Consider the following 25,960-nt stretch of genomic DNA (forward strand, 5'->3'; position numbering starts at 1 on the left):
CCGGCGTAGCGCTGCAGGGCTGACAGCCCCGCGCACGTCGGGATTTTCTCGAAACATTTCGCCGAGACGACGCCGCCTTCAAGCATCAGGGCATGGGCCGTCCGGCGCCTTCACGCTAGACTGACGCCTGACGCCGCTTTTCGAGCGGCCGCGCGCGCAAAGACGAAAAGACATCTCATGGCCGACGCCGACACCCAGACCCCTTCCGGCCGCGACTATCGCGACACCGTCTTCCTGCCCGAGACGCCCTTCCCGATGCGCGGCGGCCTGCCCAAGAAGGAGCCGGAAATCCTGGCCCAGTGGGGCGACCTGTACGGAACCTTGCGCGCCCTGCGTCAGTCGCAGAAGGCGCCGCTCTATGTGCTGCACGACGGCCCGCCCTACGCCAACGGCGACATCCACATCGGCCACGCCCTGAACAAGACGCTGAAGGACTTCGTGGTCCGCTCGCGCTTCCTGCTGGGCTATGACGTCGACTACGTCCCCGGCTGGGACTGCCACGGCCTGCCGATCGAGTGGAAGATCGAGGAGCAGTTCCGCGCCAAGGGCCGCCGCAAGGACGAGGTGTCCAAGGAGGAGTTCCGCACCGCCTGCCGCGAATACGCCGGCAAATACATCGACCTGCAGCGCGACCAGTTCCTGCGTCTGGGCATCACCGGCGACTTCGCCAACCGCTACGCCACCATGGACTTCACGTCCGAGGCGGCCATCGTCGCCGAGTTTCACAAGTTCAAGAACTCGGGCCAGCTTTATCGCGGCTCCAAGCCGGTGATGTGGTCGCCGGTCGAGCGCACGGCCCTGGCCGACGCCGAGGTGGAGTATCACGACCACGTCTCGCCCACGATCTGGGTGAAGTTCCCGGTGGTCGGCGCGACCGACAGCCACCCGGACGACTTGCTGGCCTTCCGCATCGCCACGCCGTCGGTGGTGATCTGGACGACGACGCCGTGGACCATCCCGGCCAACCGGGCGATCAGCTACGGCCCCGAAATCAATTACGGCCTGTATGAGGTCACGGCCCTTGAAGAAGGGCTGGACTATGAGCCCTGGGCCAAGCCGGGCGACCGCTTCGTCCTCGCCGACAAACTGGCCGAAGAGGTGTTCAAGGCCGCCAAGATCGCCGCCTGGACGCGCGTCTACGACATCGATCCGTCGGGCCTGGAATGCGCCCACCCGCTGGCGGCGCTGGACAACGGCTATGGCTTCTCGGTCCCGCTGCTGGCCGGCGATCACGTCACCGACGACGCGGGCACGGGTTTCGTCCACACGGCGCCGGGCCACGGCGCGGACGACTTCGCCGTCTGGCTGGCCCACGGTCATCGTGAGGTGCCGGACACGGTCGATCCCGACGGCGCCTATTATGAGCACGTGCCGCTGTTCGCAGGCCTGAAGGTGCTGGAGACCGAAGGCAAGAAGACCGGCAAGTTCGGCCCCGCGAACGGCGCGGTGATGGAAAAGCTGATCGAGGCCGGAAACCTGCTGGCGCGCGGCCGGATGGAGCACTCCTATCCGCACTCCTGGCGCTCCAAGGCGCCGATCATCTTCCGCAACACGCCGCAGTGGTTCATCCGCATGGATGAAGAGCTGGAAGACGGCGCGACCCTGCGCGACCGCGCCCTGAACGCCATCGACGCCACCGCCTTCCACCCGGCGGCGGGCAAGAACCGCATCCGCTCCATGGTCGAGGGTCGTCCTGACTGGCTGATCAGCCGCCAGCGCGCCTGGGGCACGCCGCTGGCCATGTTCGTGGACAAGCAGACGGGTCAGCCCCTGCACGATCCCGAGGTCGACGCCCGCATCGTCAAGGCCGTGGCCGAGGGCGGCGCCGACGTCTGGTTCTCGGCGCCTGACGCCGACTTCCTGGGCGCGCACGACCCCGAGCGGTTCGAGAAGGTCACGGACATCCTCGACGTCTGGTTCGACAGCGGCTCGACCCACGCCTTTACGCTGGACCCGCGCACGGCCGACAGCGGCTATACGGGCGACCGCCCGTCGCGCTGGCCCGCCGACCTCTATCTGGAAGGCTCGGACCAGCACCGCGGCTGGTTCCAGTCGTCGCTGCTGGAGGGCTGCGGCACGCGCGGCCGGGCGCCGTTCAAGGCGGTCCTGACCCACGGCTTCACCCTGGACGAGAACGGGGAGAAGATGTCGAAGTCGCGGGGCAATACGACGGACCCCCTGACCATCATCAGGAGTCGGCCGACATCCTGCGCCTGTGGGTCGCCCTGGTCGACTATTCGGACGACCAGCGCATCGGCAAGCAGATCCTGCAGACGACGGTCGACGCCTATCGCAAGCTGCGCAACACCGTCCGCTATCTGCTGGGCGCGCTGAACGGCTTCGACGAGGCCGAGCGCCTGACCGACTACGACCAGTTCCCGCCGCTGGAGAAGTTCATCCTGCATCGCCTGTGGGAGCTGGATGGCCAGGTGCGCCAGGCCTACGAGGAATACCGTTTCCAGGACGTAGTGCGGCCGGTGCTGGAGTTCTGCTCGGGCGACCTGTCGGCGCTGTATTTCGACGTGCGCAAGGACAGCCTCTATTGCGACCGTCCTGACAGCATCAAGCGCCGCGCCGTGCGCACGGTCATGGACGAGGTGTTCAGCCGTCTGACCGCCTGGCTGGCGCCGCTGACGCCCTTCACCATGGACGAGGCGTGGATGACGCGCTTCCCGGAGGCCGGCACCAACTGCGCCCGGGTGATCCCTGAGACGCCAGGCCAGTGGCGCAACGCGGCCGAGGCCGAGCGCTGGGCCAAGGTCGAGACGGTGCTGGAGGTCGTCAACGAAGCCCTGGAAGCCGCGCGCCGCGACAAGGTCATCGGCGGTGCCTTGGACGCCTGGCCGGTGGTCACGGCTCCGGCCGAACTGCTGGCCCCGTTCGAAGGGCTGGACGCCGCCGAGGTGTTCCGCACCTCGGGCGCTGAACTGGTGGTCGGCGGCGACGCCGTCGCCGTCGAGGTTAAGACGGCGGACTATCCCAAGTGCGCTCGCTCCTGGCGCCGGGCGCCGGACGTCGGCTCGGACCCGGACTACCCCGACCTGTCGGCCCGCGACGCCGACGCGGTGCGCTGGCTGGACGCGCAGAAGGCTTAAAGGACAGGCCCCTTCGTTTCGACGGAGGGGCCTTTTTCTTCCTTCTCCCCTTGTGGGAGAAGGTGGCAGGCGGAGCCTGACGGATGAGGGGTGTGAGCGGTTCGGTCTGACGGGCTGTTGCGGCGTTGGATTTCAAAAAGTCAGGAGGCCCGCCGACACCCCTCATCCGAGCGCCTCCGGCGCCCACCTTCTCCCACAGGGGGAGAAGGGAGCAGCTTACAATCGCACCCTCTGCTCGGCCGATTTCAGCGTCGAGAGGACGAAGTCGGCGGGCGGGTCGGTTTCAGCCAGGACGGCTTCCTTGATGGCGCGCGGCTCGCCGAACAGGTGGCCCTGGCCCATGGCCACGTCCAGTTCGAGGATATCGACGACCTGTTTCTCGCTCTCGACCTTTTCGGCGATCAGTTCGAGCCCATGGCGGCGCGTCAAAGGGGCGAAGTCCCCGGCGCGGATATCGGGCTGGCTGGGCAGGGGGCGGCGCCGTCCAGGTCCAACAGTTGCTCGATCAACAGGTCGGCCGCCACCTTGATGAAGCGCACGTCCGAGCGTTGCAGGTCGGCGAAGTCCAGGTCCAGCGTCTGCACCTTGTCGATGGAGAAGCGGAAGCCCAGGTCGGCCAGCTTGGCCATGTTGCGGGCCTCGATGGCGCCGCGCGCGTCGAAGGTGGCCTGACCCAGTTCGAAGATCAGGGCGTCCTTCAGGTCGCGGTTCTGGTTCAGGAAGTCGAGGAACTGCGGGAAGAAGGTCTCGTCGCCCAGGGAGGCGAGCGAGATGTTGCAGAAGACGCCGACCTTGCGGTCCTGGGCGGCCAGGCGGCGCACGATCTGGGCGCAGCGGAACAGCAGCAGGTTGTCGATGGCTGGCAGCAGGCCTTCGCCCTCGGCCACCGACAGGTATTCGGCCGGCATCATCACCCGGTTCGACGGGTCGCGCAGGCGGGTGAAGCTTTCGTAGAAGACCGTCCGCCGCTGGGGCAGGGTCACGACGGGCTGCAAGTACAGGTCGACGCGGTTCTCGCTGAGGGCGTCGTGGACGGTCTTCAGCAGGGTGTTCGACTGGACCTGACGACGGCCCTCGAAGGTGTCGGCGGTCAGGGAGGAGGCGGCCAGCCGCTCCTCGATCGAGGCGCTCATCTGCTGGACCAGGCCTTCCAGCATCCGCACCTCGCCGGTCAGGGCGTCGGTGCGCGATAGGCGCCGGTCTCGATGGCCTGCGCCAGCTCGGTCAGGGCGCCCTGGGTCGACTCCATCGCATCGGCCAGCAGGCGGTGGGCCTCGCGCACCTTGCCGATCTCCAGGCGCAGGGCGCGGCGGTCGGCGATGCCGGTGACGATGGCGTGGGCGCCGGCCAGTATCCCCAGCGCGCCCAGCACCCCGGCCGCGCCGGCGCCCGCTCCCAGACCGGCGCGCCAGATCATCGCCCCGATGGTCAGGGCGAGGAACAGGTAGCCGAAGAACAGGAAGCCGCCGGTGATCTTTCGCATGGGGCCGGTCAGAACCGCCTTTCCATATAGAATCGATCAAGTATCACGTTAACGAAGCCTAACGGCTAGGGTCCGCGCGGATAAACGGGCGGTAAAAGGAGGTTAACGCATGGAATTGTTCGATCTGAGCGGCAAGGTCGCCATCATCACCGGCTCTTCCAAGGGCATTGGCAAGGCTATCGCCGAGCGTCTGGCCGAACACGGCGCGCGCGTCGTCATCTCCTCGCGCAAGGCCGGGCCGTGCGAAGAGGTCGCCGTCGCCATCAATGAGAAGCATGGCGAGGGCCGCGCCATCGCCATTCCCGCCAACATCGCCTCCAAGGACGATCTGCAAAGGCTGGTGGATGACACGCGCGCCGCCTTCGGTCGGATCGACATCCTGGTCTGCAACGCCGCGACCAATCCCTACGCCGGGCCGATGGCCGGCATCGCCGACGAGCAGTTCGAAAAGATCCTTCAGAACAACGTCATCTCCAACCACTGGCTGATCCAGATGGTCGCGCCGGAGATGCTGGAGCGAAAGGACGGGGCGATCCTGATCATCTCCTCGATCGGCGGCCTGCGCGGCAACGGCCTGATCGGCGCCTACAACATCTCCAAGGCCGCGGACATGCAGTTGGCGCGCAACCTGGCGGTGGAGTACGGGCCGTCGAACGTGCGGGTGAACTGCATCGCGCCGGGCCTGGTCCAGACCGATTTCGCCCGCTACCTGTGGGAGAACCCCGAGCTGCTGAAGACCGTCACCGACCCCGCGCCGCTGAAAAGGATCGGCCAGCCGGATGAAATCGCGGGCACGGCGGTCTATCTGTGCAGTCCTGCGTCGGCCTATGTGACCGGCCAGACCCTGGTGGTGGACGGCGGACTGACGATTGCCTGGTGAGAAAGAGAAAAGGCCTGGGTTCCTTCAGGACCTGAACTGGCGGCTGGAGGCGTCGGCGTTCCAGGGGCTGTTCGGCCTTCTGCGCCTGATGGGCGTCGAGCGCGCCTCGGGCTTCGGCGGGAAGCTGCTGCGGACGCTGGGGCCGCTGACCGGCACGCACAAGACGGTGACGCGCAACCTGCGCATCGCCTTCCCCGACATGGGCGCCGCCGAGCGCGACCGCCTGGCCGTGGATCAGTGGGAGCAGACGGGTCGCACCTTCGCAGAACTGGCCGTCATGGACCGGCTGACGCCGGAAAGCGGACGCATCGACATCGTCGGGCTGGAGCGGCTGCACGCCGTGCGCGACTCTGGCCGCCCGGTCGTGCTGATCTCGGGCCATCTGGCCAATTCGAGGTCATGGCGGCGGTCATCATGGCGGCGGGGGTGCCGTGCCAGGTGACCTATCGCGCGGCCAACAACCCTTACGTCGACGCCCTGATCCGCCAGAGCCGCGAGCGTTACGGCATCAAGCTGTTCGCGCCCAAGGGCGACGGCACGCGCGAACTGATGGCGGGGATGAAGCGCGGCGAATCCATCGCCCTGCTGGTCGACCAGAAATACAATCAGGGGCCGGAGGTCGAATTCTTCGGCCAGCCGGTCAACGCCTCGCCCGGGGCGGCGCGCATGGCGCTGAAGTTCGGCACGGTGATGCAACCCCTGTCGGTGGTGCGTCTGCCCGGCGTGCGCTTCCGCGTCACGGCGCATGAACCGATCGCCGTGCCCGACACGGGCGATAAGGCGGCTGATGTCCTGGCGGGCGTCCAGGCGGCCAACCGGTTCGTCGAAGACCGGGTGCGCGAGCATCCGGTCGACTGGTTCTGGGTGCATAAGCGCTGGCCGTCTCAGGTCTATGAGGCGCTGAGAGAGGCTGAGGCTTAGGTCCCTGTGTCGTCGGCGCGACGGAACGGACCGGCGTAGCTCTCAGTTCGTGTGCGGCGACGGTCCGGCCCGAAATAGTTGGCCGAACGCACAAAGGGCCGCGGACGCAGGATCACCGCCTCGATCCGCGTCAGCAGGGTCTGCGCCTTGACCGGCTTAGAGACGAATTCGGTGACGCCCGCGTCGCGCGCCTCGGTCACGCGGCTTTTCTCGGAATGGCCGGTCATCATGATCACCGGCAGATAGGGGTTGGCGCTGTCGCCCTCGTTGCGGACGGCGCGGGTGAAGGCCACCCCGTCCATCGGCTTCATGCGGAAGTCGACGATGGCGATGTCGATGGCTTTCTGGCCCAGTAGTTCAAGCGCCGCCGCCCCGTCTTCCGCCTCGGTCAAGCGACCGACCCCCACCGACTTCAGCATGGCGGCGATGATGGCGCGCATATTGGGATTGTCGTCCACCAGCAGGACGTGGATCGAACTCAGGGCGGACATCGGAACACCGGCGAACGGAGAAGCCGGGGCATCCGGCGGACACAGTGGCGCAAGACGGACGCGGCTCAGTTGGGGGAGGAGGCGGCCGCCAGATATTCGCGCGGCCCGGCATAGGCCTCCTGGCGCTCTACCGACCAGTACCGCAGGGCCGTCAGAGGAATGGCGACGCCGCTGACGGCGCAGCGCACAAAGGCGCCGGCGGACAGAACAGCGAACTCGCCGTCGCCATAGTGGAGGCTGGCCGTCTGGCCCGAGTCTTGAGAAATCTGCGTGCTCATGACGCCATCATAGCGCGGACCGGGTGCAGGACGAGAGCCGAATCGCGGTCATCCGGCCGCGTGCCCCTGTCGTCGGCGCTCGGCACGGGGCGCTGATTTCTCCTCCGTGTCGCGCAGCGATGGGGAGGAAAGGTCAGAACAGGTCGCCTTGGCCTGCAGGCGGCGCCTTCGGGCGCGGGGCGGGCTTGGGCGCAGGCGTCGGACGCGGTGGCGCGCCCTCGCCGTCGATGGTCGCGCCCCTGGCGCCGTCGCCGAAGACGATCTGCACCGTCTGGCCCGGCGACAGGGCGGCGGCCGAGGCGATCATGGCGCCGTCGGCGTCCTCGATGCGGGCGAAGCCGGGCTTGGGCGTCTTGGGGTTCAGCGTCGTCAGGGCGCGGGACAGGGCGGCCAGGCGGTCCTCCGCCCGCTCCAGCCGACGCGGCATGACGCCGTCCAGACGCAGGCTGAGCGCCTGCAGCCGCGCCTGCCGCTGGTCGAGGCGGCGATGCAGGGGCGCTGGGCTCAGGCGGCCGGCCGTCTGCAGCAGGCGGCGCTCGTTGCGGGCGACGCCGGCCTGAAGCGCGGAAGTCAGACGGTCGGCGGCGCCGCGCAGGCGGTCCTGACCGCGCTCGACGCGGGCGCGCAGCAGGCCGGGCGTCAGACGACCGGCGGCGACCGCCAGCTGTCGCTCATGCACGGCGACGTTGCGATGCAGGCCCGAGCCGAGGCGGCTGGCGGCGTGGTCCAGCCGTTGCTGCGGCAGGGCCAGCAGGTCTTCGGGCCGGGCGGGCAGGCCGCGCGCGGCGGCGCGCAGGCGGGTGCGGCGGTCCTCCAACATCCGCGCCCCGGCGCGCGAGAGGCGGCCCTCCAGATCGCTGAGGGCCCAGCGCAGGTCGGCCAGCACCGGCGTGGCGATCTCGGCCGCGCCGGTCGGCGTCGGCGCTCGGCGGTCCGACACGAAGTCGATCAATGTGGTGTCCGTCTCGTGCCCCACGGCCGAGATGATGGGGATGCGGGCGGCCGCGACCGTGCGCGCCAGACCTTCGTCGTTGAAGCACCACAGGTCCTCGACCGAACCGCCGCCGCGCGCCACGATCAGCAGGTCGGGGCGGGGATCGGCCCGTCCGTCGTCATCTGGTCGAAGCCGCGGATGGCGTTGGACACCTGGCCGCAGGCGGCGTCGCCCTGAACCACCACGGGCCAGACGATGACGCGGCAGGGCCAGCGCTCGGCGATGCGGTGCAGGATGTCGCGGATGACGGCGCCGGTCGGGCTGGTGATGACGCCGATGGTGGCCGGGAAGGTCGGCAGCGGTTTCTTCTTCGCCGGATCGAACAGGCCTTCGTCGCGCAAGCGGACCTTCAGCCGCTCCAGCTGGGCCAGCAGGGCGCCCGCGCCCGCCGCCTCCATGCTCTCGATCACGATCTGATAGGAAGAGCGCGCCGGATAGGAGGTGATCTTGCCGGTGACGATGACCTCCAGCCCCGTCTCGGGCTGGACGCTTAATCCGCGCACCACGCCCTTCCAGATCACGCCGTCGATGGCCGACTTGTCGTCCTTCAGCGTCAGATAGACGTGGCCCGAGGCGTGGCGGTTCACCTTGGAGATCTCGCCGCGCAGCCGCACATGGCCGAAGCGTTCCTCCAGCGTGCGTTTCAGGGCGAAGCTCAGCTCCGAGATCGACAGCGGCGGATTGTTGTCGCGGGCGGGCTGCAGGGCCGCGCCCTCGAAGGCGTAGTCGTCGTCGGAGGTCATGGCGCCATCCTAGACGCCGCCGTCGCGCCCGCAAAGGCGTGGGCGACAAGCGTGGCGGAACGGGCGCTCTCCGCGCGCGTTCGCGCATCATGGTGCAGTCCCCAGACCCGACTCCGGACGACGCAACGGACAATGACCTGCCGGCTGATCAGGCGCGCGAGCGCGATCTGGCCCGCCGCAGCCATAACCCGGCGCTCAGTCCCTGGCTGATACTGGGCGTGATTTTTTTGGCCGGCGCCGTCGTCTATGTGGTCTCGGCCCTGATCTAGGACAGGAGGATGTGATGACGAGGATATGGCTCGCCGCGGCCTCGGCCTTGGCCCTGATGGCGGCCTGCTCGGAGGCGCCCTCCAAGCCGACAAAGACGCCGGAAGCTTCGCCCGATGCGGCCTCGGCGCCGACCATGACGCATACGCCCGCTCCGGCGGCAAGCGTCACAGCGCTGGGCCTGACCGTCAAGCAACTGGAGGACGCCGATCTGATCACCCCGGCGGGCGTTGATCTGGGCGACGTCCAGCGGGTCGATGTGGACGCCTCGGGCGCGGTTACGGGCTTGATCATCGAGCCGGCCGGGCAGGGCGGACCGCGCTGGGTGCGCATTTCGCTGGACGGTCTGACGCCCCGAAAAGAAGGCGACGACTATGATCTGGTGGCCGATATGACGCTTGAGCAGCTGAAGGCCATGCCCGCCTGGACGCCCTGATTGGCCTGATCGTGCGTCCGCTAACCCTTTCGGGCGCTTGACCGGAACGACGCGCGCGGCCATTCCGCCCTGATGAACATTCTGCTCGTCGGATCGGGAGGGCGCGAACACGCCCTGGCCTGGAAGATCGCCCAGTCGCCGCTGGTCACGCGGCTTGTCGTCGCGCCCGGCAATCCCGGCATGGCCTCGCTCGGCGAGATGCGCCCCGACCTGAAGGCGACGGACGCTGAAGGCCTGGCGGCCCTGGCGCGCGAGATGAAGGCGGACCTGGTCGTCGTCGGCCCCGAATCGGCCCTGGCCGAAGGGTTGGGCGACCGGCTGCAGGCGGCGGGCGTCCCCTGCTTCGGCCCGACCCAGGCGGCGGCGCAACTGGAGACCTCCAAGGCCTTCTCCAAGGCCTTTCTGCAACGCCACGGCATCCCGACGGCGGGCTATGGCGTCTATGAGGACGTCGCCTCGGCCAAGGCGGCGCTGGATCGGTATTCGGCCCCCTATGTCATCAAGGCCGACGGTCTGGCGGCGGGTAAGGGCGTGGCCATCAGCCCCGATCGCGTCGACGCCGAGGCCGAGATCGAGCGGATGCTGGGCGGCCGGTTCGGCGCGGCCGGGTCGCGCGTGGTGATCGAGGAATTCATGGACGGGGAGGAGGGCTCCCTGTTCGTCCTGTCGGACGGGACGCGGTCGGTGTTGTTCGGCGGCGCGCAAGACCACAAGCGCGCCTTCGACGGCGACCTGGGGCCGAACACCGGCGGCATGGGCGCCTATTCGCCCGCGCCCGTCTTCACGGCGGCCTTCACCGAGGCGGCGAACGAACGCGTGGTCGTTCCGACCATCCAGAAGATGGCCGAGGAAGGCGTTCCCTATCGCGGCGTCCTCTATGTCGGCCTGATGGCGACGGCCGAAGGCCCCAAGGTGGTCGAGTTCAACGCCCGCTTCGGCGACCCGGAGTGCCAGGTGCTGATGATGCGGCTGGACGGCGATGTCGTGCCGCTGCTGCTGGCCTGTGCGCGCGGCGACCTGACCCAGGCGCCGGCGCCGGCCTTCAAGCCGGGCGTGGTGATCTGCGTCGTCCTGGCGGCCAAGGGCTATCCCGACAGCCCGCTGGAAGGCTCCGTCATTCGCGGCGCGGACCAGGATTTCGGGCCGCACGTCCAGGTCTTCCACGCCGGTACGAAGCTGCGCGACGACGGCGCCTTGGCGGCGGCGGGCGGCCGGGTGCTGAACGTCTGCGCCTATGGCGACGACGTGGCCCAGGCGCGCGAGCGCGCCTATGAAGCGATTGCGAAGATCGACTGGCCGGGCGGTTTCCACCGCACCGACATCGGCTGGCGGGCGCTGGAGCCGCGCTAAGCGGCTCCCCCATGCTTTAGGTCATCGCGAACAGCAGCCGACCCTCGCCCATGCGTTCGCGCAGGGGAACCAGGTCGGCGTGGGACACCGAGAAGCAGCCGTAGGAACGGCCCAGCTTGCCCTGGCGCGCCAGGAAGGCCGGGTCGGCGTAGTCGGCGCCGTGGATGATGATGGCCCGTTCGCGCGCCAGATTGTTGGAATACTCCAGCCCGTCCAGCAGGACGTTCGGCCCTTGCTGGCTGCCCCAGCTGGCGCCCGCCGTGGCGTAGGCGCCGATCGAGGACATATGGCTGTCCGGACGGTTCGAGAACTGCTGCGCGAAGCCTGAATGCGCCGGGTCCGAGCCGCGCCCGTGGCTGGTGCGATAGGCCGTGACCCAGCCGCCTTCCAGATCGACTTCATACAGGCGGTCCTCGCCCGAGAATTTCTGGAAATCGACTAGATACATCCGGTCGCGCTTCGAGATCTTATGACCGTGCACGTCCATCGCGGCGCGGGCGCGCTCGATCAGGTCGGGGCGCACGATGCCGTGGGGGTCGATCGTCGTCCCGGCGTTCGCCACCTGCACGTGAGCTGAGCGCGCGCGCTCAGGAACGATCGGCAGGGCTGGAGCGACGGCTCCGGCGAGGTGAAGTTGAGAGGTGGAGGCGGCGGAGGAGCACCCCGCCAACAGGGCCGAACCGCCCAAAATCAAGCCACGTCTGGAAAGCCGCATGCGACGCCCCCCGCACGGTTAAACAACTGTATCGGCTTGTTTCATGAACCGTCGTTAGAACGCAACCTTGGCCTTGGCGTGAAGATTGGAATGGTTATGTTGCGCGCTTCAGTAACGGGAGGGATACATGAAGAAGCTTGCCCTGATTGTGACCGCAGCTGTTTTGGCTGCCACCGGCGCCGAGGCGCGCCAAGCCCCGGCGGCAGCGCCGGTTTCGGCTGAACAGGCGACGAAGTTCGTCCAAGTGGGGCGGCTTTTGGCCGATCCGGCCAGCGGCCGCGTGCTGCGCGATAAAACTCTCGTGATCAGAGGGAACCAGGTCGTCGAAATCCGCGACGGCTTCGTCGGCGAGGGGAACGTCGTCGATCTGCGCTCGGCCTTCGTGCTGCCCGGCCTGATCGACAGCCACGTCCATCTGGGCAGCGAGCAGAGCCCGACCAGCCGGCTGGACCGCCTGACCATGTCGAACGCCGATCAGGCCATGGTCGGCGCGCGCCACGCCCGTCGCACGCTGAATGCGGGCTTCACCACGGTGGCGGACCTGGGCGGAGCCAATGAGTCGATCTTCGCCCTGCGCGACGCGGTGCGGCGCGGCGACGTGGTCGGACCGCGCATCATCGCCGCGGGTTCGTCCGTCTCGGTCCACGGCGGCCATGGCGACGCCAACGGCTATCGCGAAGACATCCTGCACGTCCTGTCAAACGAGAGCGTCTGCTCGGGCCGAGGACTGCCGTCGTGCGGTGCGGACCCAGGTGCGCGCGGGCGCCGACATCATCAAGATCACGGCCACGGGCGGGGTGCTTTCGAACACCGCCGCTGGCCTGAACCAGCAGTTCACCCAGGACGAGCTGGCCTCCATCGTCGAGGTCGCGCACCGGATGGGTCGCCAGGTGACCGCCCACGCCCACGGCGCCGACGGCATCAACGCCTTCCTGAAGGCCGGCGGCGATTCCATCGAGCACGGCACCTATCTGGACGACGAGTCCATGCGCCTGTTCAAGGCCAACGGCGCCTGGCTGGTGCCGACCCTGCTGGCGGGCGACTTCGTCGCGCGCGTGGCCTCGGGGCCCGATAACTTCTTCACCCCGGCTCAGAGCGCCAAGGCCCTGGAAGCCGGTCCCAAGATGCTGGACATGGCCGCCCGCGCCCATCGCGGCGGGGTCAAGATCGCCTTCGGCACCGACTCGGGCGTCTCGGCCCACGGCGACAACGCCCAGGAGTTCGCCCTGCTGGTGCGCGCCGGTCTGACGCCGCTTCAGGCCATCCAGTCGGCCACGATCGGCGCCGCCGAGCACTTGAAGATCTCGGCCGAAGCGGGCCGTATCGCGCCGGGCATGCCGGCCGATCTGATCGCCGTCGCCGGCGACCCGCTGAACGATGTGACCGAGCTTGAGCGCGTCCGCTTCGTCATGAAGGGCGGCCAGATCTTCCGTCAGGACTAAGGGTTCAGCCGATCCAGCAGGAAGGCGGCGAAAGCCGCCTCATCCTCGAAACGCGCGACGACGGGCCAGGGTGAAACCCTGGCCCTTCTTTCTGGGCTGAGCCGGATCCAGTCCTTTTCCGTCGTCACCAGACCGGCGCCGTAGACCGCCGCCCGATCATTCAGGAAGGCGAAGTCGCGATCCGACAGTTCGGCGTGGTCGGGGAAGGGCACGAAGTCCTTTAGATCGCACCCGGCGGCGAGCAGCGACCGCTCCACCTTCCACGGCTTGGCGATGCCCGCGAAGCCGACCTGCGGCCCCGGCGGCGGCGGGCCTTGGGGCGCCAGTCGGGCGATGAAGACGGGCAGGCCGCCGAACACGTCGATCAGTTCCGGATCGACCTCGGCCAGGTCGGTGGGCAGCAGCACCACCACGGCGTCAGCGCGCGCCAGACCCGCCTTCAGGGGCTCGCGCATCGGGCCGGACGGAAAGACCGAACCGTCGCCGAACGGCCATTCGTCGCCGCGCGTCTCGCCGTCGACCACGATCAGGCTGATCGCCTTCTTCAGAGCGGGATTCTGATGGGCGTCGTCCAGCACCAGCACGGCGGCGCCGTCGGCCGCAGCGGCGCGAGCGCCTGCAACCCGGTCGCGGGCGATCCAGGCGGGCGAGCCCTGCGCCAGCATCAGCGGCTCGTCGCCGACGTCGGCGGCGGTGTGGACGGCCGGATCGACGCGGACCGGGCCTTCGAGCTTGCCGCCATAGCCGCGCGACAGGGCGGCCGCCTCGATCCCCCGATCTCGCAGCAGGCGCAGCGTCTCAAGCGCGACCGGCGTCTTGCCCGAGCCGCCGACCGTCAGATTGCCGATGGAGACGACCGCCGCGCCCGGATCGACCGGCGTGGCGCGGGCGATCCTGCGCGCCGTCACGCCCGCCCACAGCCATGAGGCGGGCTTCAGCAGCATCCGCGTCACCGGGGCGTGGCGACGCTCGCGGCTGTACCACCAGCGGGGGTGTTCAGTTTCACGGGCGCCTCCGCGAGGGGGCGGCGGGCAGGTGGGCCTGAAGCGCCAGCCACAGGCGGTCCAGCCCGGCGGCGGCGGCCTCTGCGGAGCGGCGGGCGCGCTCGCCCATGTCGCGGGCGGCGTCTGGGTCGGCCAGCATGGGGCCGACGACCGAGGGCAGTTCGGCGGGCGACAGGACGGAGACGAGGCCGCCCGCCTGCTTCAGCATTCGGGTCACGGCCTGCCAGTTGCTGGCGTCCGGCCCGGTGACGATGGGCTTAGCGAGGCGCGCAGGCTCCAGCGGGTTGTGACCGCCGACCGCGCCGCCGCCCAACGCCGGGGCGAAGGAGCCGCCCATGACCACCACATCGGCCAGCCGCAGGAAGAGGCCCAACTCGCCCAGGGTGTCGGCCAGATAGATGTCGGTCTGGTCGCAGATCGGCTGACCCTGACTGCGCCGCGCAAAGCCGTAGCCGTCGTGGGTCAGGGCCTCGGCGATGGCGTCGCCTCGCTCCGGGTGGCGGGGCACGACGATCAGGAACAACCGCTCGGCCAGATGATCCAGCGCGCCGACGATGGCCATTTCCTCGTGTTCATGGGTGCTGGCGGCGACCACGACGGGGCGGTCGTCGATCAAGGCCGACAGGCGGGCGAACTCGCCCTTGTCATAGGGCAGGGGCTCGCCGGACAGCTTCAGGTTGACCTGACCGTCGACCCGGGCCCAAGGCCGTCAGCCGGTCGGCGCTGTCCTGATCTTGCGGCCAGACGTGGGAAAAGCCGTTCATCAGGGCGCGGGCCATGCCGGGGGCCTTCCTCCAGCCTTGCGCCGTCTTGTCGGTGATGCGGGCGCTGACGAGGGCCAGCGGCACGCCGCGTTTTTGCGCTGTGGTCAGCAGATTAGGCCACAGCTCGCTCTCGACGAAGACGCCGACATGGGGCCGCCAGTAGTCGAGGAAGGCGGCGACCGCCGAGGGGGCGTCCACCGGGGCGAACTGATGGATGACGCCGCGCGGCAGGCGGCTCGCCAACACCTGGGCCGAGGTCACGGTGCCGGTGGTGACCAGCACGGTCACGTCGGGCCGGTCCTTGCGGATGCGCTCGGCAAGCGGAAGGATGGACAGGGCCTCGCCGACGCTGACGCCGTGGATCCAGATCAAAGGGCCGTCGGGGCGTGCCATGCCGGGCTGGCCCAGCCGTTCATCGACGCGGGCGGGGTCTTCCTTGCCCTTGCGGACCCGGGCGTCCAGCAGGCGCGGGGCCAGCGGCTCCAACAGGCGGGTCAGCAGCTGATAGACGATCAGGGCAGGGCTGAAGGCCACGGTCAGACGCGCTCCAGCCCGGTTATGGCGTCGGCGCGCGCCTCGACGGCGTTCAGGCGCGCGGTCCAGTCGGCGGCGACCTCGGCCAGATCGGCGCCTTGGGGATACCAGGCCTTGTCCCAGACAATGGCGCCCCGTCCGAACGGCAGGGGCAGGACCGCCTTGTCCCAGCTATTCAGTCGCATCGCCGGCTTGCACGACAGGCCGATGAACAGGACCGGGGCGCCGGACATCTTGGCCATCAGCGGCAGGCCTTCGGCCATCTGGCGCGCCGGGCCGCGCGGGCCGTCTGGCGTAATGGCCAGGCCGCCGATTTTCAGCTGTTTGAGGCCGTCGCGCAGGGCCTGAGCGCCCCCTTGGACTGTTTGGCCTTGTCCTTGTTGGAGGAAGAGCCGCGCACGGCGGGAATGCCCAGGCGGCCGACGGCCTTGGTGAAGAACTCGCCATCGGCGCTCAGCGAAACCAGCCCCTTGACCTGCTGCGCCCGCTTCATGGGCCAGCAGACCGGCGCCAGGGCGAGGCGCGAATGCCAGAAGGCGCACAGCACGCCGCCGCCGTCGGCCCAGACCTCTTCGGCGAGATGTTCGTTCTCATGCGTCCAGCGTGTGGTGGCGTAGCAGAACCGCATCCACTCGGACAAAAGCCAGGCGGCGGCGTCCTGGATGACCGGGTTGCGCAGCGGCCTCATGCGCCCGTCTCGTCAGGCAGTTCGGCCAGAGGCGGCAGGGTGTCGAACCCGGGCAAGGCCTCCGGGTCGCTGTCCAGCGACTGCTGCCGCGCCAGCCGGGCATAGAGGCCGCCGCGCGCCACCAGGGCGTCGTGGGTTCCTTCCTCGACGACGCGGCCGCCGTCGATGACGTAGATGCGGTCGGCGTTCTTCACCGTCGACAGGCGGTGGGCGATCATCAGGGTGGCGCGGCCGTCCATCAGCCGTTCCAGCGCCGCCTGCACCATGGCCTCGCTCTGGGTGTCCAGCGCGCTGGTGGCCTCGTCCAGCAGTAGGATGGGCGCGTCCTTGAGGAAGGCGCGGGCGATGGCGATGCGCTGGCGCTGGCCGCCCGACAGGCGCAGGCCCGCTTCGCCGACGCGCGTGGCGTAGCCTTCGGGCAGGGCGGCGATGAAGTCGTGGGCCGCGGCGGCGCGGGCGGCCTCGATGATCTGTTCGGCGGTCGCGCCCGGGCCGCCATAGGCGATGTTGGCGGCGATGGTGTCGTCGAACAGGAAGGGCTCCTGCGTCACCAGGCCGATGTGGTCGCGCAAGGACGCCAGGCTCAGCTCGCGCACGTCGCGGCCGTTGATCGTCACCCGGCCCGAGGTCACGTCGTAGAAGCGCGGCAGGAGGCTGAGGATGGTCGACTTGCCGCCGCCCGAGGGGCCGACCAGGGCGATGGTCTCGCCCGGCGCGACATGCAGGCTGACGTCCGACAGGGTGGGGGCGCCCTCTTCGCCCGCGTGATAGGCGAAGGAGACGTCTTCCAGGGCCACGGTCGCCGGGCCGGGGGCAGTTCGACGGCGTCGGCCGCCTCGCGGATCTCGGGCTCGATGTCCAGGGCGGCGAACAGGCGGCGGGCGGCGGTCAGGCCCTCGCTCAGCACGGTGCTGAGGTTGGTCACCTGGCGCAGCGCCTGGCCGGCGAACAGCAGCATGCCGATGAAGGAGGCGAAGGCGCCGACGGTCATCTCGCCCTGGCCGGCGCGCCAGCCGGCATAGGCCATGACGGCGGCGACGATGGCGTAGGCGACGATGTCGCTCGCCGGTCCGGCGAAGGCGCGGCTGTCAGCCCCTTTGATGACATGGCGCTGGCGGCGGTCGATGACGGCGGCGACGCGGGCTTCCTCGGCGGCTTCGCGGTTCTCGATCTTGATGACGCGCACCCCGTCCAGGTTCTCCATCAGGGCGCTGGACAGGGCCTCGGTCTCGGCCATGGCGCCGCGCGCGGCCTTGCGCGATTTCTTGCCGAAGCGGCGGATGATCCAGCTGACCAGCGGCACGCCCAGAAGGACGATCAGCGTCAGCGGCAGGTCGATGAAGCCCATGGCGACGATGACGCCCAGCAGCATCAGGGCGTTCTGGGTGTAGTTGACCACGCCCGAGGTGAAGGCTTCGCGCACGAGGTTGGCGTCGAACAGGACGGAGGAGACGAAGGTCCCCGAATGCTGGCTGCGCAGGCGCGACAGGTCGGCCCGGATCATGCCCGAGAACAACTGCTTCTGGATGTCGCCGACGATGCCGTGGCCCAGACGGTTCACCAGGGCGGACTGGCCGGCCATGGCCAGGGAGCGGATCACCGCCGCCACGACGATGAACAGGGGGATGACGATCAGCACCTTGTCGGCCGGCAGCGTCACCACGCCCCAGACGGTCACCGGCCCCTCGTGCCGGCCAAACAGCAGGTCGATGGCCGGCTCTAGGAATTTCAGCAGCACGGCGGTCAGCCCGCCCGAGACGGCGGCGCATAGCAAGGAGGCGAAGAAGGCCGCCTTATGCTGGGACAGATAGTCCCGCCAGATGCGGGCGAGCAGGGGCGCAGCGGCTCGCGGGCGTCGAGTTGGGGGCGGGAACGGTCATCGGCCTTCGGTCGAACGGCTGAGGCGGCAAGTCAAGCGGCCGCGAACGAGAGGCGCCGCCGGACGGGTGACGCGGGGTGCAAACGGCGCTATCTCGCCGCCATGGGGCGCTTCGATCTGACTACGCCGTTCGGCCGTTTCAAGGCGCATTGGTCCTATTTCTGGGCCGATCACGCCTTCCTGCGCACGGCCTTCACCAACGCCCACTGGCTGGGGCCGGATCTTGTGCGGACCAACCAGCCCTCGCCGCGACAGCTGGCCTTCTGGAAACGGCAGGGAATCAAGACCGTCGTCAACCTGCGCGGCCAGAGGGACGAGGCCTATTACTGGCTGGAGAAGGACGCCTGCGACCGGCTGGGGCTGACGCTGATCGACGCGCCGCTGGATCTGCGCGATCCGCCGGGCCAGGACCGGGTGCGCCGGGCCAAGGTCTTATTCCAGACGATCGAGTATCCGGCCCTGATCCACTGCAAGTCGGGCGCGGATCGCGCGGGGATGATGGCGGTTTTCTATCGGCACTTCCATCTAGGCGAGCCGATCTCGGCGGCGATGGAGGAACTGGGCAAGCGCACCCTGCACAGCCGTGAGGGGCTGACCGGAGTGCTGGATTATACTCTGGAGAAATACGTCGCCGAGGTTGAACCCACGGGCGTCAGCTTCGAGCAGTGGGTCGAAAGCGACGCCTATGATCCCAAGGCCATTCGGGCCGAGTTCAAGGCCGGCTGGTGGGGCAAGCTGGTGGTGGATCGCCTGCTGAAGCGCGAATAGGTCAGCCCCACGGGCCGCCATGCTCGGGGCCGCGAGACGGAGCCTGACGCACGGACTGCTCTTTTTCCACCGTTTCATTTGACGGTCGTGTTCGATGCGGCGCCGCAAGGTGACCATGCAAAGCGCCAACACGGCGAGCATGGAGACCAGGCTGAAAATCTGCTGGCCGTCCAGCGTCTGGCCGAAAAAGGTCAAGGTCGAGGGTCTCGATCAGCCGGGGTGATGGGGTCGTTCCAGGCGGTGTCCTGATCCTCGCCGGGACGGGGGACGTGCTTGGGGCCCCTACGCACGACCCAGACGATCGCCGCGACAGCGACCACGACCAGCAGCAGCACAATGATCGTCGGCAGCATGGGAGATCCTGTTCAAGAACAAAGGCGACTGACACGAAAGCGCATCAGCCGCCTCGACGGTTCCGGAACAGCGGCGTGATGACGCCCTGAGCGCTGGATCAGACGTCGCTGCGCGGGTCGATCAGCTTGTGCGCGTGCAGGATGAAATAGCGCATGTGGGCGTTGTCGACGGTCGCCTGGGCGCGGGCCTTCCACGCCTTCTTGGCTTCTTCATAGTTGCCGAAGGCGCCGACGAACTCGACCTGGGACAGATCGCGGAAGACCGGCTCGGCCGGATGGCGCATCTCGCCGCCGATGACGAGGTGAAGCAGTTGGGGATCGTGAGAGTCGGCCATGGAGAGGGGGTCCATTGCGGGAGGAATGTCAGATGGCCAGCGGGATAGGCGCTGTGCGCCTTACGATCAACGGGTGAAGGGCCGGTGCGGCGCATATCAGGCTGGTTTGACGCGGATCGGGGCGATTAAAGCGCCACCGACGGCCCATGTGGTCGCTGACCTTCGCCCCGGCCTCTTCGGCGATCAGGGCGCCGGCGCAGACGTCCCAGTCCCATTTGGGGCCGATGGCGATGGCCGCATCGAAGGCCCCCGCCGCCACCAGGGCCATGCGATAGGCCAGGGCGTTGCGTTTGGAAAAGCGCATCGGCGGCCATGGCTCGTCCCATTCGCGCGCCTCCATCAGCCGGGCGTCGGCCAGAAGCTCGGCGTCCTCCAGGTCGTCGGTGTCGGACGCGCTGATCGGCCGTCCCTTCAGGCGCGCGCCGCCGCCCAGCGTCGCCTCGAACAGCTCGTCCATCATCGGGGCGTGGATGACGGCGGCGACCGGGCGGCCGTCCTCGACCACGGCGATGGGCACGCACCACCACGGCTTGTTCTTCATGAAGGCGACCGTGCCGTCGATCGGGTCGACGACGAAGATGCGCTTCTTCGATAGGCGCTCCGTGCTGTCGGCCGTCTCCTCGGACAGCCAGCCGTAGTCGGGGCGGGCGGTCAGGAGCGTGTCGCGCAGCAGCTGATCCACCGCCAGATCGGCGCTGGTGACGGGCGAGCCGCCGTCCTTGGACCAGACCTTCAGCCCGGCCTCGCGGTGTTCGAGCGCCAGCCGGCCGGCGGCCAGCGCCGCGTCGCGGATCAGGGCGAGGTCGGCGGCCCAAAGCGCTGAAGATGCGTCGCTCATTTGCCCGCGATCGCCACCTTGTCGAACAGCAGGGAGGGGCTGTTGAAGGCGCTGCGGAACTCCAGGTCTCCCGCGCGCTGCAGGCGGGCGTAGAGCTCGATCAGATTGCCCGCCACGGTGACTTCGCTGACCGGATAGGCGCGCTGGCCGTTTTCGAACCAGAAGCCGGACACCCCCGCCGACCAGTCGCCGGTGTTGCCGTTCAGCGAGGGGCCGAACATGGAGGTGATCAGCAGGCCGGTCCCGGCCTGGGCCATCAGGGCGTCCAGATCGCCTTCGCCCGGCGTCAGATGCAGGTTGTGGGTCGAGACGCCCGACGGCCCCGCCAGCCCGCGCGAGGCGTGGCCGGTGGTCTGCAGCCCCAGCTGGGCCGCCGAGGCCGTGTTCAGCAGCCAGGTGGTCAGCACGCCGTCCCTGACGATCTCGCGCCGTTCGACGGCCACGCCCTCGTCGTCGAAGGGGTGGAGCCGAGGCCGCGCGGGCGGAACGGGTCGTCGATCAGATCGACGCCGCTCGGCAGCACGCTCTGGTTCAGCTTGTCCTTCAGGAAGGAACTGCCGCGCGCGATCGACGGGCCGGAGATGGCGCCCAGCAGCGGCGACAGCACCTGGGTCGCGACGCGGTTCTCGAAGATGACGGGGGCGGTGGTCGAGGCGATCTTGCGCGGGCCGACGCGGGCGACCGCGCGCTCGCCCGCCTTCAGGCCGATGGAGGCGGCGTCCGGCAGGTCGGACAGGTGGCGGACGGCGCGGCTTTCGCCGCCGCGCTCCATGGCGCCGTCCTTCTCGGCGATGACGCCGACGCCCAGAGAGAAGGCGCTGCCGCGATGGCGGCCGTCGAAGCCGTGCGAGGTGACGAGGCGCCACTCGCTGGCCGACCATGAGGCGTGGCCGCCTTCCGACTTGGACACGCCGGATACGGCCAGAGCCGCGGCCTCGGCTTCGGCGGCGGCCGCTTCGAGCGCTTCGGCCGAGCGTTCGGCGGGATCATAGAGGTCGAGATCGGCATGGGGCGCGGCGGCCAGCCGGTCCTGCGGCGCGAGCGAGGCGTAGGGATCTTCCGGCGCCAGCTTCGCCATGGCCACGGCGCGCTCCACCAGACGGGCGCGGGTGGCGTCGGACAGGTCAGAGGCGGACACCGTCGCCTGACGCCGCCCGATGAAGACCCGCAGGCCCAGGTCGCGGGCCTCTTCACGCTCCACGTCTTCCAGCGCGCCGTTGCGCACGCCGACGGACAGGGAAGCGCGATGGGCGGACACGGCCTCGGCCGCGTCGGCGCCGGCCTTCAGCGCGGCGGAGATCAGATCGTTGAGGATGTCGGGGGAGGGCGTCTTATCGGACATGCCCCGATATGGCGGACGGAACCCGCGCCCGCAACAGCCAGACTAGAGAATGGACCAGGCGATCAGGCTGACCGCCGCCACCAGCAGGGCCAGCCAGGTCAGGATCATGCCGACCGAACGGCCCAGCGACGGCCCTTCCTGGAACAGCAGGCCCAGCGCATGAATCACCCGCCCGGCGAACAGCATCCCGCCGACCGCATGGATCAACAGGGCCGGGGCGCCGAGGAAGGCCAGCAGAATCAGGCCGCACATGCCGGCCGGAATGTATTCGGCCGCATTGGAAAAGGCGCGGGTGGCGCAGACCAGTTCGCGCACGCCGCCGTCGCCGAACTCGACCAGATGTTTGCGCCGCCGGTTCACCACCACGCCCGACAGGACCAGCAGCAGCAGGATCAGCAGCCCGCCCCACAGGGCGGCCGCTTGAATGGTCGGGATCAGGCTCAATTCTCACGCCCCACCGGATAGAGGCGATAGCGCTGGTCGTAGAAGGGCGTGCGCTCATAGAACCAGGCCAGGCGCGCATCGCCGTCGGCGGCGAAGGCGGGGTCGGCCGCCAGCTTGGCCTCGAACGCAGCCTTCAGCGCCGGATCGGCGGCCAGCATCTTTTCGGCCAGCGGGGCGATGGCGTAGGCCTCGATGTATTCGACGCGGTTCAGCACCTCGGGGAACATGCCCCAGGCGAAGAAACTCTCGTTCGACTGCGGCTCCAGCAGAAGGATGGCGACGTCGCCCATCGGCTGATCGGTCGGCACGCGCACCGAGCCGACAGGGAAGGTCCAGTCGTGGGCCTCCGCCCGGACGTCGCTGACCGAGATCGGCACATGGCCTTCGTTAGTGCGGCCCGACACCTTGGGATCGACCAGGCGCAGCATGTCGACGGCGACGGTGCGCGGGGCGTCCAGCGCCTCCATCTGCACGCCGTGGGTGCGCAGGCGCTCGATCACGTGCTGACGATAGGACGGCACCCAATAGGCGCTCGGCCGCTTCAGCGTCAGAGTCGGGTGCGAACCGTAGAAGGGCATCTGCCAAAGTTCGGCGTCCGGCTGGCCCAGCCAGCGGATCTCGGGGCGGCCCGAGGCGACGCTGTCGAACGTCTCATAGCGGATGCCCTTGAAGGGGCGGGTGCGCGAGGGCGTCTCGTCGCTGGCGAAGTTGGCGGGCAGTTCGGCGGGGCGCAGGGCGCGGTCGGCGGCGATGGCGGCGCGCAGGTCGCCGGACTTTTCGGCCAGCAGCTTCAACGCCTGTTCAAGGAAGACATAGGTTCCCAGAACCCGTTGCTCGTGCGGCTTCAGGCTGTGGTTCTCGATCAATATGGTCGGGATGCGGGCCGCCGAGCCCCAGCCGTTGGAGAAGCGCTCGCCCAGGCCGCCGTCGTTCAGGCCTTTCTTCGGATCGCGGTCGTCGATGGCGAAGATCAGTTCGCCGGGGATGTGCCCTTGCGCCTCCAGCGCCTCGTACATGGCGGGCTTGAAGGCGGCGTCCAGCCATGAGGCGATGGCCGGGCTGCGGCTCCAGACGCCGTCCTCGCCGTTGTAGCCGAAGGTGACGTCGTATTGATAATCGATGCCGTCGGTGACGTGGATATCGACGTAGAGGTCCGGCTTGTACTTGTGGATTAGGCCCATGACGGCCTGCATCTCGGTCTGATCCAGCTTCATGAAGTCGCGGTTCAGGTTCTGGTTCGTGGCCGTGTGGCGCCAGCCCTGATTGCGCGGCCCGCGCTGGTTGGGGCGGGAATAGGGGCTGGTGCGCTCGTGCCCGTCGACGCTCAGGATCGGGATCAGGATCAGGTTGGCCCGGTCCAGCAGGCCGTCCTTGCCGTAAAAGGCGATGTCGCGCAGCAGCATCATGCCCGCGTCCTTGCCGTCGATCTCGCCGGGGTGGATGCCGGCCTGGGCCAGCAGGACGGGCTTGTTCGGATCGAAGGTCGCGCCGTCCTTGGAGGCGATCACGGCGTAGATCGGGCGCCCTTCCGGCGAGGTTCCGAACTGTTCGATGCGGATCAGGTCGCTGGCGGCGTCCAGCTTGTCGAACCAAGCGCGGGTGTCGGCGTAGGTCGGCGAGAAGTCATGCGCCGCATCGGCCTCGAAGCCCGTGACCCAGGGGTCGGCGGCGTCGCGCAACAGGGCGCGGCTAGGGCCGTTCCAGGCAGGCGCAGGCGGAAGGAAGGCCTGATCCCACGGCGCGACATTGGGCAGGGCCGATGGGGGCGTCTGGGACATGGCGGGACTCGCAAGCAGAAGGGCGGCGGCGAACAGCAGACAGGAGCGCATGCGCTTTGGTGGGCCGAATGGTCCGATGAGGCAAGCTTTCGCTGCTTCCAACCCTCTCCCGGCGGGAGAGGGCTTGAGCCTCCAAGAGCCGAAGGCGATTGGATGAGGCGAAAGGGTGAGGGGCTTGTCCTGTCCGTCGGCGTCAGCCGTCGCGCGACCTCCTCAACCGCGAACCCTCCCCTTTCGCGCAAGAACGATCGCTGCGCTCTCGTGCGCTCAAGCCCTCTCCCATCGGGAGAGGGGTCTATTTCCAGATCGGTTTGCCGTCGCCGGGTAGACCCAGCGAAGCCCATTTCTCCGACACGCGATCGATCACATCCTCGTCCATGCGGATTTCCTCGCCCCATTCGCGCTTGGTCTCGGGCTCCCACTTGTCGGTGGCGTCCAGACCGATCTTGGAGCCCAGGCCGCTCTCGGGGCTGGCGAAGTCCAGGTAGTCGATGGGGGTGTTCTCGATGACGGTGATGTCGCGCGCCGGGTCCATCTTGGTCGAGACGGCCCACATGACGTCTTTCCAGTCGCGGGCGTTGATGTCGTCGTCCACGACGATGATCCACTTGGTGTACATGAACTGGCGCAGATAGCTCCAGCAGCCCATCATCACCCGTTTGGCGTGGCCCGGATAGGCCTTCTTCATCGACACCACGGCGATGCGATAGCTGCATCCCTCGGGCGGCAGCCAGAAGTCGGTGATCTCGGGGAACTGCTGCCGGATCAGGGGAATGAACACCTCGTTCAGCGCCTCGCCCAGTACGCTCGGCTCATCCGGCGGACGGCCGGTGAAGGTGGTCAGATAGATGGGGTCTTTCCGCATGGTGATAGCCGTCACCTGGAAGACCGGGAACTTCTCGACCGAATTGTAGTAGCCGGTGTGGTCGCCGTAGGGGCCTTCGTCCTCGAACTCGTCCAGCAGGACGTGGCCCTCCAGCACGATCTCGGCCTGGGCCGGGACCATCAGCGGCACCGTCTTGCACGGGACCAGCTCGGCCTTGGCGCCGCGCATCAGGCCGGCGAACTGATACTCCGACAGGGTGTCCGGCACCGGGGTCACGGCGGCCAGGATGGTCCCCGGATCGGCGCCCAGAACCACGGCGCAGGGCAGGGGCTCCCGCTTGCCCGCCTTCTTGTGCCGGGCGTAGTGCTGGGCCCCGCCGCGATGGGCCAGCCAGCGCATGATCGCCTTGTCCTTGCCAAGCACCTGCATCCGATAGATGCCCAGGTTGAAGTCGTCCTCGCGGTCGTCCGACGGCCCCTTGGTGACGACCAGACCCCAGGTGATCAGCGGCGCGGGCTCGCCGGGCCAGCAGCCCTGAATGGGCAGGGCGGTCAGGTCGATCTGATCGCCCTTCAGCACCACCTCTTGCACCGGGGCCTTCTTCACCGTCTTGGGCCGCATCGACATGACGGTCTGGGCCAGGGGCAGCATCTCCATCGCGTCGGAGAATCCGCGCGGCGGCGTTGGGTTGCGCAGGAAGGCCAGCAGTTCGCCGACTTCGCGCAGCTCTCCCGCCGCGGTGCGTTGCTTGCCCTCCAGCGTCACGCCCATGGCCACCCGCTTCACCGTGCCGAACAGATTGGCCAGGCAGGGGATGGGGCTGATCGAGCCGTCGGGCATGACCGGCTTTTCGAACAGGACCGCCGGGCCGCCGTTGCGCAGCAGCCGGGTCTGGATCTCTGTCATCTCCAGGGTGGTGGAGACGGGCTCCGACACGCGGACCAGTTCGCCGTCGGCTTCGAGGGTCGCAAGAAAATCGCGCAGGGACTTGTAGGCCATGCGCTGACGCTTAGGCGGCAATCGCCCGTCTGTCACGCCATGCGCGCGTCAATAGGCCGGGACGTCGGACACCAGCGCCCACACCGGCAGGCGCAGAGCGCGGGTGGCGGCTTCGATGCCGGCGGAATCCAGATGCTGGCGGCCCGCCTCGACCCGTCGCAGGGCCTCGGGCGTCAGGTTCAGGGCGGCGGCGAGATCGGACGATGCGACGCCCCGCTGGTCCCGCCAGCGCCGAATACGGGCGCCGATCACGGCGTCGATCGGGTCGATGTTAGGGAACCCCAGAACCGAACCCATCCTTCGCCTCCGACGC

At 68.7% G+C, this 25,960-nt stretch carries 20 protein-coding genes and 7 pseudogenes; 8 read left to right on the top strand and 19 right to left on the bottom strand.

The genetic code is table 11. The features are described 5' to 3' along the window. Window positions 1-177 precede the first annotated feature (177 nt). Window positions 178-3,095 (top strand): annotated as a pseudogene (gene ileS, locus V8F63_RS08565) (isoleucine--tRNA ligase). A 216-nt stretch (window positions 3,096-3,311) separates the two neighbouring features. Here ileS and V8F63_RS08570 read toward each other — a convergent pair. Next, a pseudogene (locus V8F63_RS08570) lies at window positions 3,312-4,578 on the bottom strand (EAL domain-containing protein). A 109-nt stretch (window positions 4,579-4,687) separates the two neighbouring features. Here V8F63_RS08570 and V8F63_RS08575 point away from each other — a divergent pair. Further along, a complete protein-coding gene (locus V8F63_RS08575) occupies window positions 4,688-5,458 on the top strand; it encodes an SDR family oxidoreductase (RefSeq protein WP_392352864.1) in 771 nt (256 codons plus the stop codon). Continuing rightward, window positions 5,448-6,379, top strand: a pseudogene (locus V8F63_RS08580) (lysophospholipid acyltransferase family protein). The gene V8F63_RS08575 and the pseudogene V8F63_RS08580 overlap by 11 nt, the downstream one beginning before the upstream one ends. On the opposite strand, the gene V8F63_RS08585 reads toward V8F63_RS08580, so the two are convergent. The 3 genes and pseudogenes from V8F63_RS08585 to xseA all read right to left on the bottom strand — a co-directional run bounded on the left by V8F63_RS08585 (window position 6,376) and on the right by xseA (window position 8,885). Next, window positions 6,376-6,870 carry a response regulator gene (locus tag V8F63_RS08585; RefSeq protein ID WP_025978358.1) on the bottom strand — a complete coding sequence of 165 codons (495 nt, stop codon included), beginning with the start codon at window positions 6,868-6,870 and terminating at the stop codon, window positions 6,376-6,378. The pseudogene V8F63_RS08580 and the gene V8F63_RS08585 sit on opposite strands and share 4 nt — an antisense overlap. Window positions 6,871-6,935: 65 nt before the next feature. Then, window positions 6,936-7,148, bottom strand: a complete 213-nt coding sequence (locus tag V8F63_RS08590) for a DUF2093 domain-containing protein (RefSeq protein WP_025978357.1) — start codon at window positions 7,146-7,148, stop codon at window positions 6,936-6,938. A 133-nt stretch (window positions 7,149-7,281) separates the two neighbouring features. Beyond that, a pseudogene (gene xseA / locus V8F63_RS08595) lies at window positions 7,282-8,885 on the bottom strand (exodeoxyribonuclease VII large subunit). A 38-nt stretch (window positions 8,886-8,923) separates the two neighbouring features. Here xseA and V8F63_RS08600 point away from each other — a divergent pair. From V8F63_RS08600 to purD, 3 genes are all read left to right on the top strand, one after another. Beyond that, a complete protein-coding gene (locus tag V8F63_RS08600) occupies window positions 8,924-9,154 on the top strand; it encodes a hypothetical protein (protein WP_392352865.1) in 231 nt (76 codons plus the stop codon). 14 nt (window positions 9,155-9,168) lie between these two features. Then, window positions 9,169-9,588, top strand: a complete 420-nt coding sequence (locus V8F63_RS08605; protein ID WP_392352866.1) for a hypothetical protein — start codon at window positions 9,169-9,171, stop codon at window positions 9,586-9,588. Between the two features lie 72 nt (window positions 9,589-9,660). Then, a complete protein-coding gene (gene purD / locus V8F63_RS08610; protein WP_392352867.1) occupies window positions 9,661-10,938 on the top strand; it encodes a phosphoribosylamine--glycine ligase in 1,278 nt (425 codons plus the stop codon). Between the two features lie 16 nt (window positions 10,939-10,954). Here purD and V8F63_RS08615 read toward each other — a convergent pair whose 3' ends face one another. Beyond that, complete coding sequence (locus V8F63_RS08615) at window positions 10,955-11,506, bottom strand: murein L,D-transpeptidase catalytic domain-containing protein (RefSeq protein ID WP_392352868.1); 552 nt, start codon at window positions 11,504-11,506, stop codon at window positions 10,955-10,957. A 274-nt stretch (window positions 11,507-11,780) separates the two neighbouring features. Between V8F63_RS08615 and V8F63_RS08620 the strand changes: the two are divergent. Beyond that, window positions 11,781-13,095 (top strand): annotated as a pseudogene (locus tag V8F63_RS08620) (amidohydrolase family protein). Here V8F63_RS08620 and lpxK read toward each other — a convergent pair. From lpxK to V8F63_RS08650, 6 genes and pseudogenes are all read right to left on the bottom strand, one after another. Further along, window positions 13,092-14,039, bottom strand: coding sequence for a tetraacyldisaccharide 4'-kinase (gene lpxK, locus V8F63_RS08625; protein ID WP_392352869.1), 948 nt, complete (start codon window positions 14,037-14,039; stop codon window positions 13,092-13,094). The pseudogene V8F63_RS08620 and the gene lpxK overlap by 4 nt on opposite strands. Before the next feature lie 58 nt (window positions 14,040-14,097). Beyond that, window positions 14,098-14,715, bottom strand: coding sequence for a hypothetical protein (locus V8F63_RS08630; protein ID WP_392352870.1), 618 nt, complete (start codon window positions 14,713-14,715; stop codon window positions 14,098-14,100). Window positions 14,716-14,743: 28 nt separating this feature from the next. Further along, window positions 14,744-15,397 (bottom strand): glycosyltransferase N-terminal domain-containing protein, encoded by a 654-nt coding sequence (locus V8F63_RS08635; protein WP_392352871.1) that lies wholly within the window; start codon window positions 15,395-15,397, stop codon window positions 14,744-14,746. A gap of 2 nt (window positions 15,398-15,399) precedes the next feature. Beyond that, window positions 15,400-15,738 (bottom strand): hypothetical protein, encoded by a 339-nt coding sequence (locus V8F63_RS08640; protein WP_392355063.1) that lies wholly within the window; start codon window positions 15,736-15,738, stop codon window positions 15,400-15,402. Continuing rightward, on the bottom strand, window positions 15,714-16,085 hold the full coding sequence (locus V8F63_RS08645) for a DUF374 domain-containing protein (protein ID WP_392352872.1): 372 nt from the start codon (window positions 16,083-16,085) through the stop codon (window positions 15,714-15,716). The genes V8F63_RS08640 and V8F63_RS08645 overlap by 25 nt, the downstream gene beginning before the upstream one ends. Further along, window positions 16,082-17,919 (bottom strand): annotated as a pseudogene (locus V8F63_RS08650) (ABC transporter ATP-binding protein). Before V8F63_RS08650 ends, V8F63_RS08645 begins: the two are co-directional and overlap by 4 nt. 147 nt (window positions 17,920-18,066) lie before the next feature. Here V8F63_RS08650 and V8F63_RS08655 point away from each other — a divergent pair. Continuing rightward, complete coding sequence (locus V8F63_RS08655; RefSeq protein WP_392352873.1) at window positions 18,067-18,732, top strand: protein tyrosine phosphatase; 666 nt, start codon at window positions 18,067-18,069, stop codon at window positions 18,730-18,732. 191 nt (window positions 18,733-18,923) lie between these two features. On the opposite strand, the gene V8F63_RS08660 is transcribed toward V8F63_RS08655, so the two are convergent. The 8 genes and pseudogenes from V8F63_RS08660 to V8F63_RS08695 form a co-directional block, all read right to left on the bottom strand. Then, window positions 18,924-19,085 carry a hypothetical protein gene (locus V8F63_RS08660; protein WP_167309442.1) on the bottom strand — a complete coding sequence of 54 codons (162 nt, stop codon included), beginning with the start codon at window positions 19,083-19,085 and terminating at the stop codon, window positions 18,924-18,926. A 98-nt stretch (window positions 19,086-19,183) separates the two neighbouring features. Further along, window positions 19,184-19,435 carry a DUF4170 domain-containing protein gene (locus V8F63_RS08665; protein WP_035302662.1) on the bottom strand — a complete coding sequence of 84 codons (252 nt, stop codon included), beginning with the start codon at window positions 19,433-19,435 and terminating at the stop codon, window positions 19,184-19,186. A gap of 13 nt (window positions 19,436-19,448) precedes the next feature. After that, a complete protein-coding gene (locus V8F63_RS08670) occupies window positions 19,449-20,258 on the bottom strand; it encodes a 3'(2'),5'-bisphosphate nucleotidase CysQ (protein WP_392352874.1) in 810 nt (269 codons plus the stop codon). After that, window positions 20,255-21,600, bottom strand: a pseudogene (locus tag V8F63_RS08675) (metallopeptidase TldD-related protein). Before V8F63_RS08675 ends, V8F63_RS08670 begins: the two are co-directional and overlap by 4 nt. Before the next feature lie 42 nt (window positions 21,601-21,642). Then, the gene (locus V8F63_RS08680; RefSeq protein WP_025978341.1) at window positions 21,643-22,044 is read right to left on the bottom strand and encodes an MAPEG family protein; all 402 of its coding nucleotides are present in this window, start codon (window positions 22,042-22,044) and stop codon (window positions 21,643-21,645) included. Next, on the bottom strand, window positions 22,041-23,873 hold the full coding sequence (locus V8F63_RS08685; RefSeq protein ID WP_392352875.1) for a M14 family metallopeptidase: 1,833 nt from the start codon (window positions 23,871-23,873) through the stop codon (window positions 22,041-22,043). The genes V8F63_RS08680 and V8F63_RS08685 overlap by 4 nt, the downstream gene beginning before the upstream one ends. A 244-nt stretch (window positions 23,874-24,117) precedes the next feature. Further along, a complete protein-coding gene (locus V8F63_RS08690) occupies window positions 24,118-25,647 on the bottom strand; it encodes a UbiD family decarboxylase (protein WP_392352876.1) in 1,530 nt (509 codons plus the stop codon). A gap of 48 nt (window positions 25,648-25,695) precedes the next feature. Then, window positions 25,696-25,944: a helix-turn-helix transcriptional regulator gene (locus tag V8F63_RS08695; protein WP_313632007.1), complete on the bottom strand. Its 249-nt coding sequence runs from the start codon at window positions 25,942-25,944 to the stop codon at window positions 25,696-25,698. Window positions 25,945-25,960 lie beyond the last annotated feature (16 nt).

It is taken from the genome of Brevundimonas sp. LF-1, assembly GCF_037055305.1.
In the GTDB taxonomy this organism is placed as follows: domain Bacteria; phylum Pseudomonadota; class Alphaproteobacteria; order Caulobacterales; family Caulobacteraceae; genus Brevundimonas; species Brevundimonas sanguinis.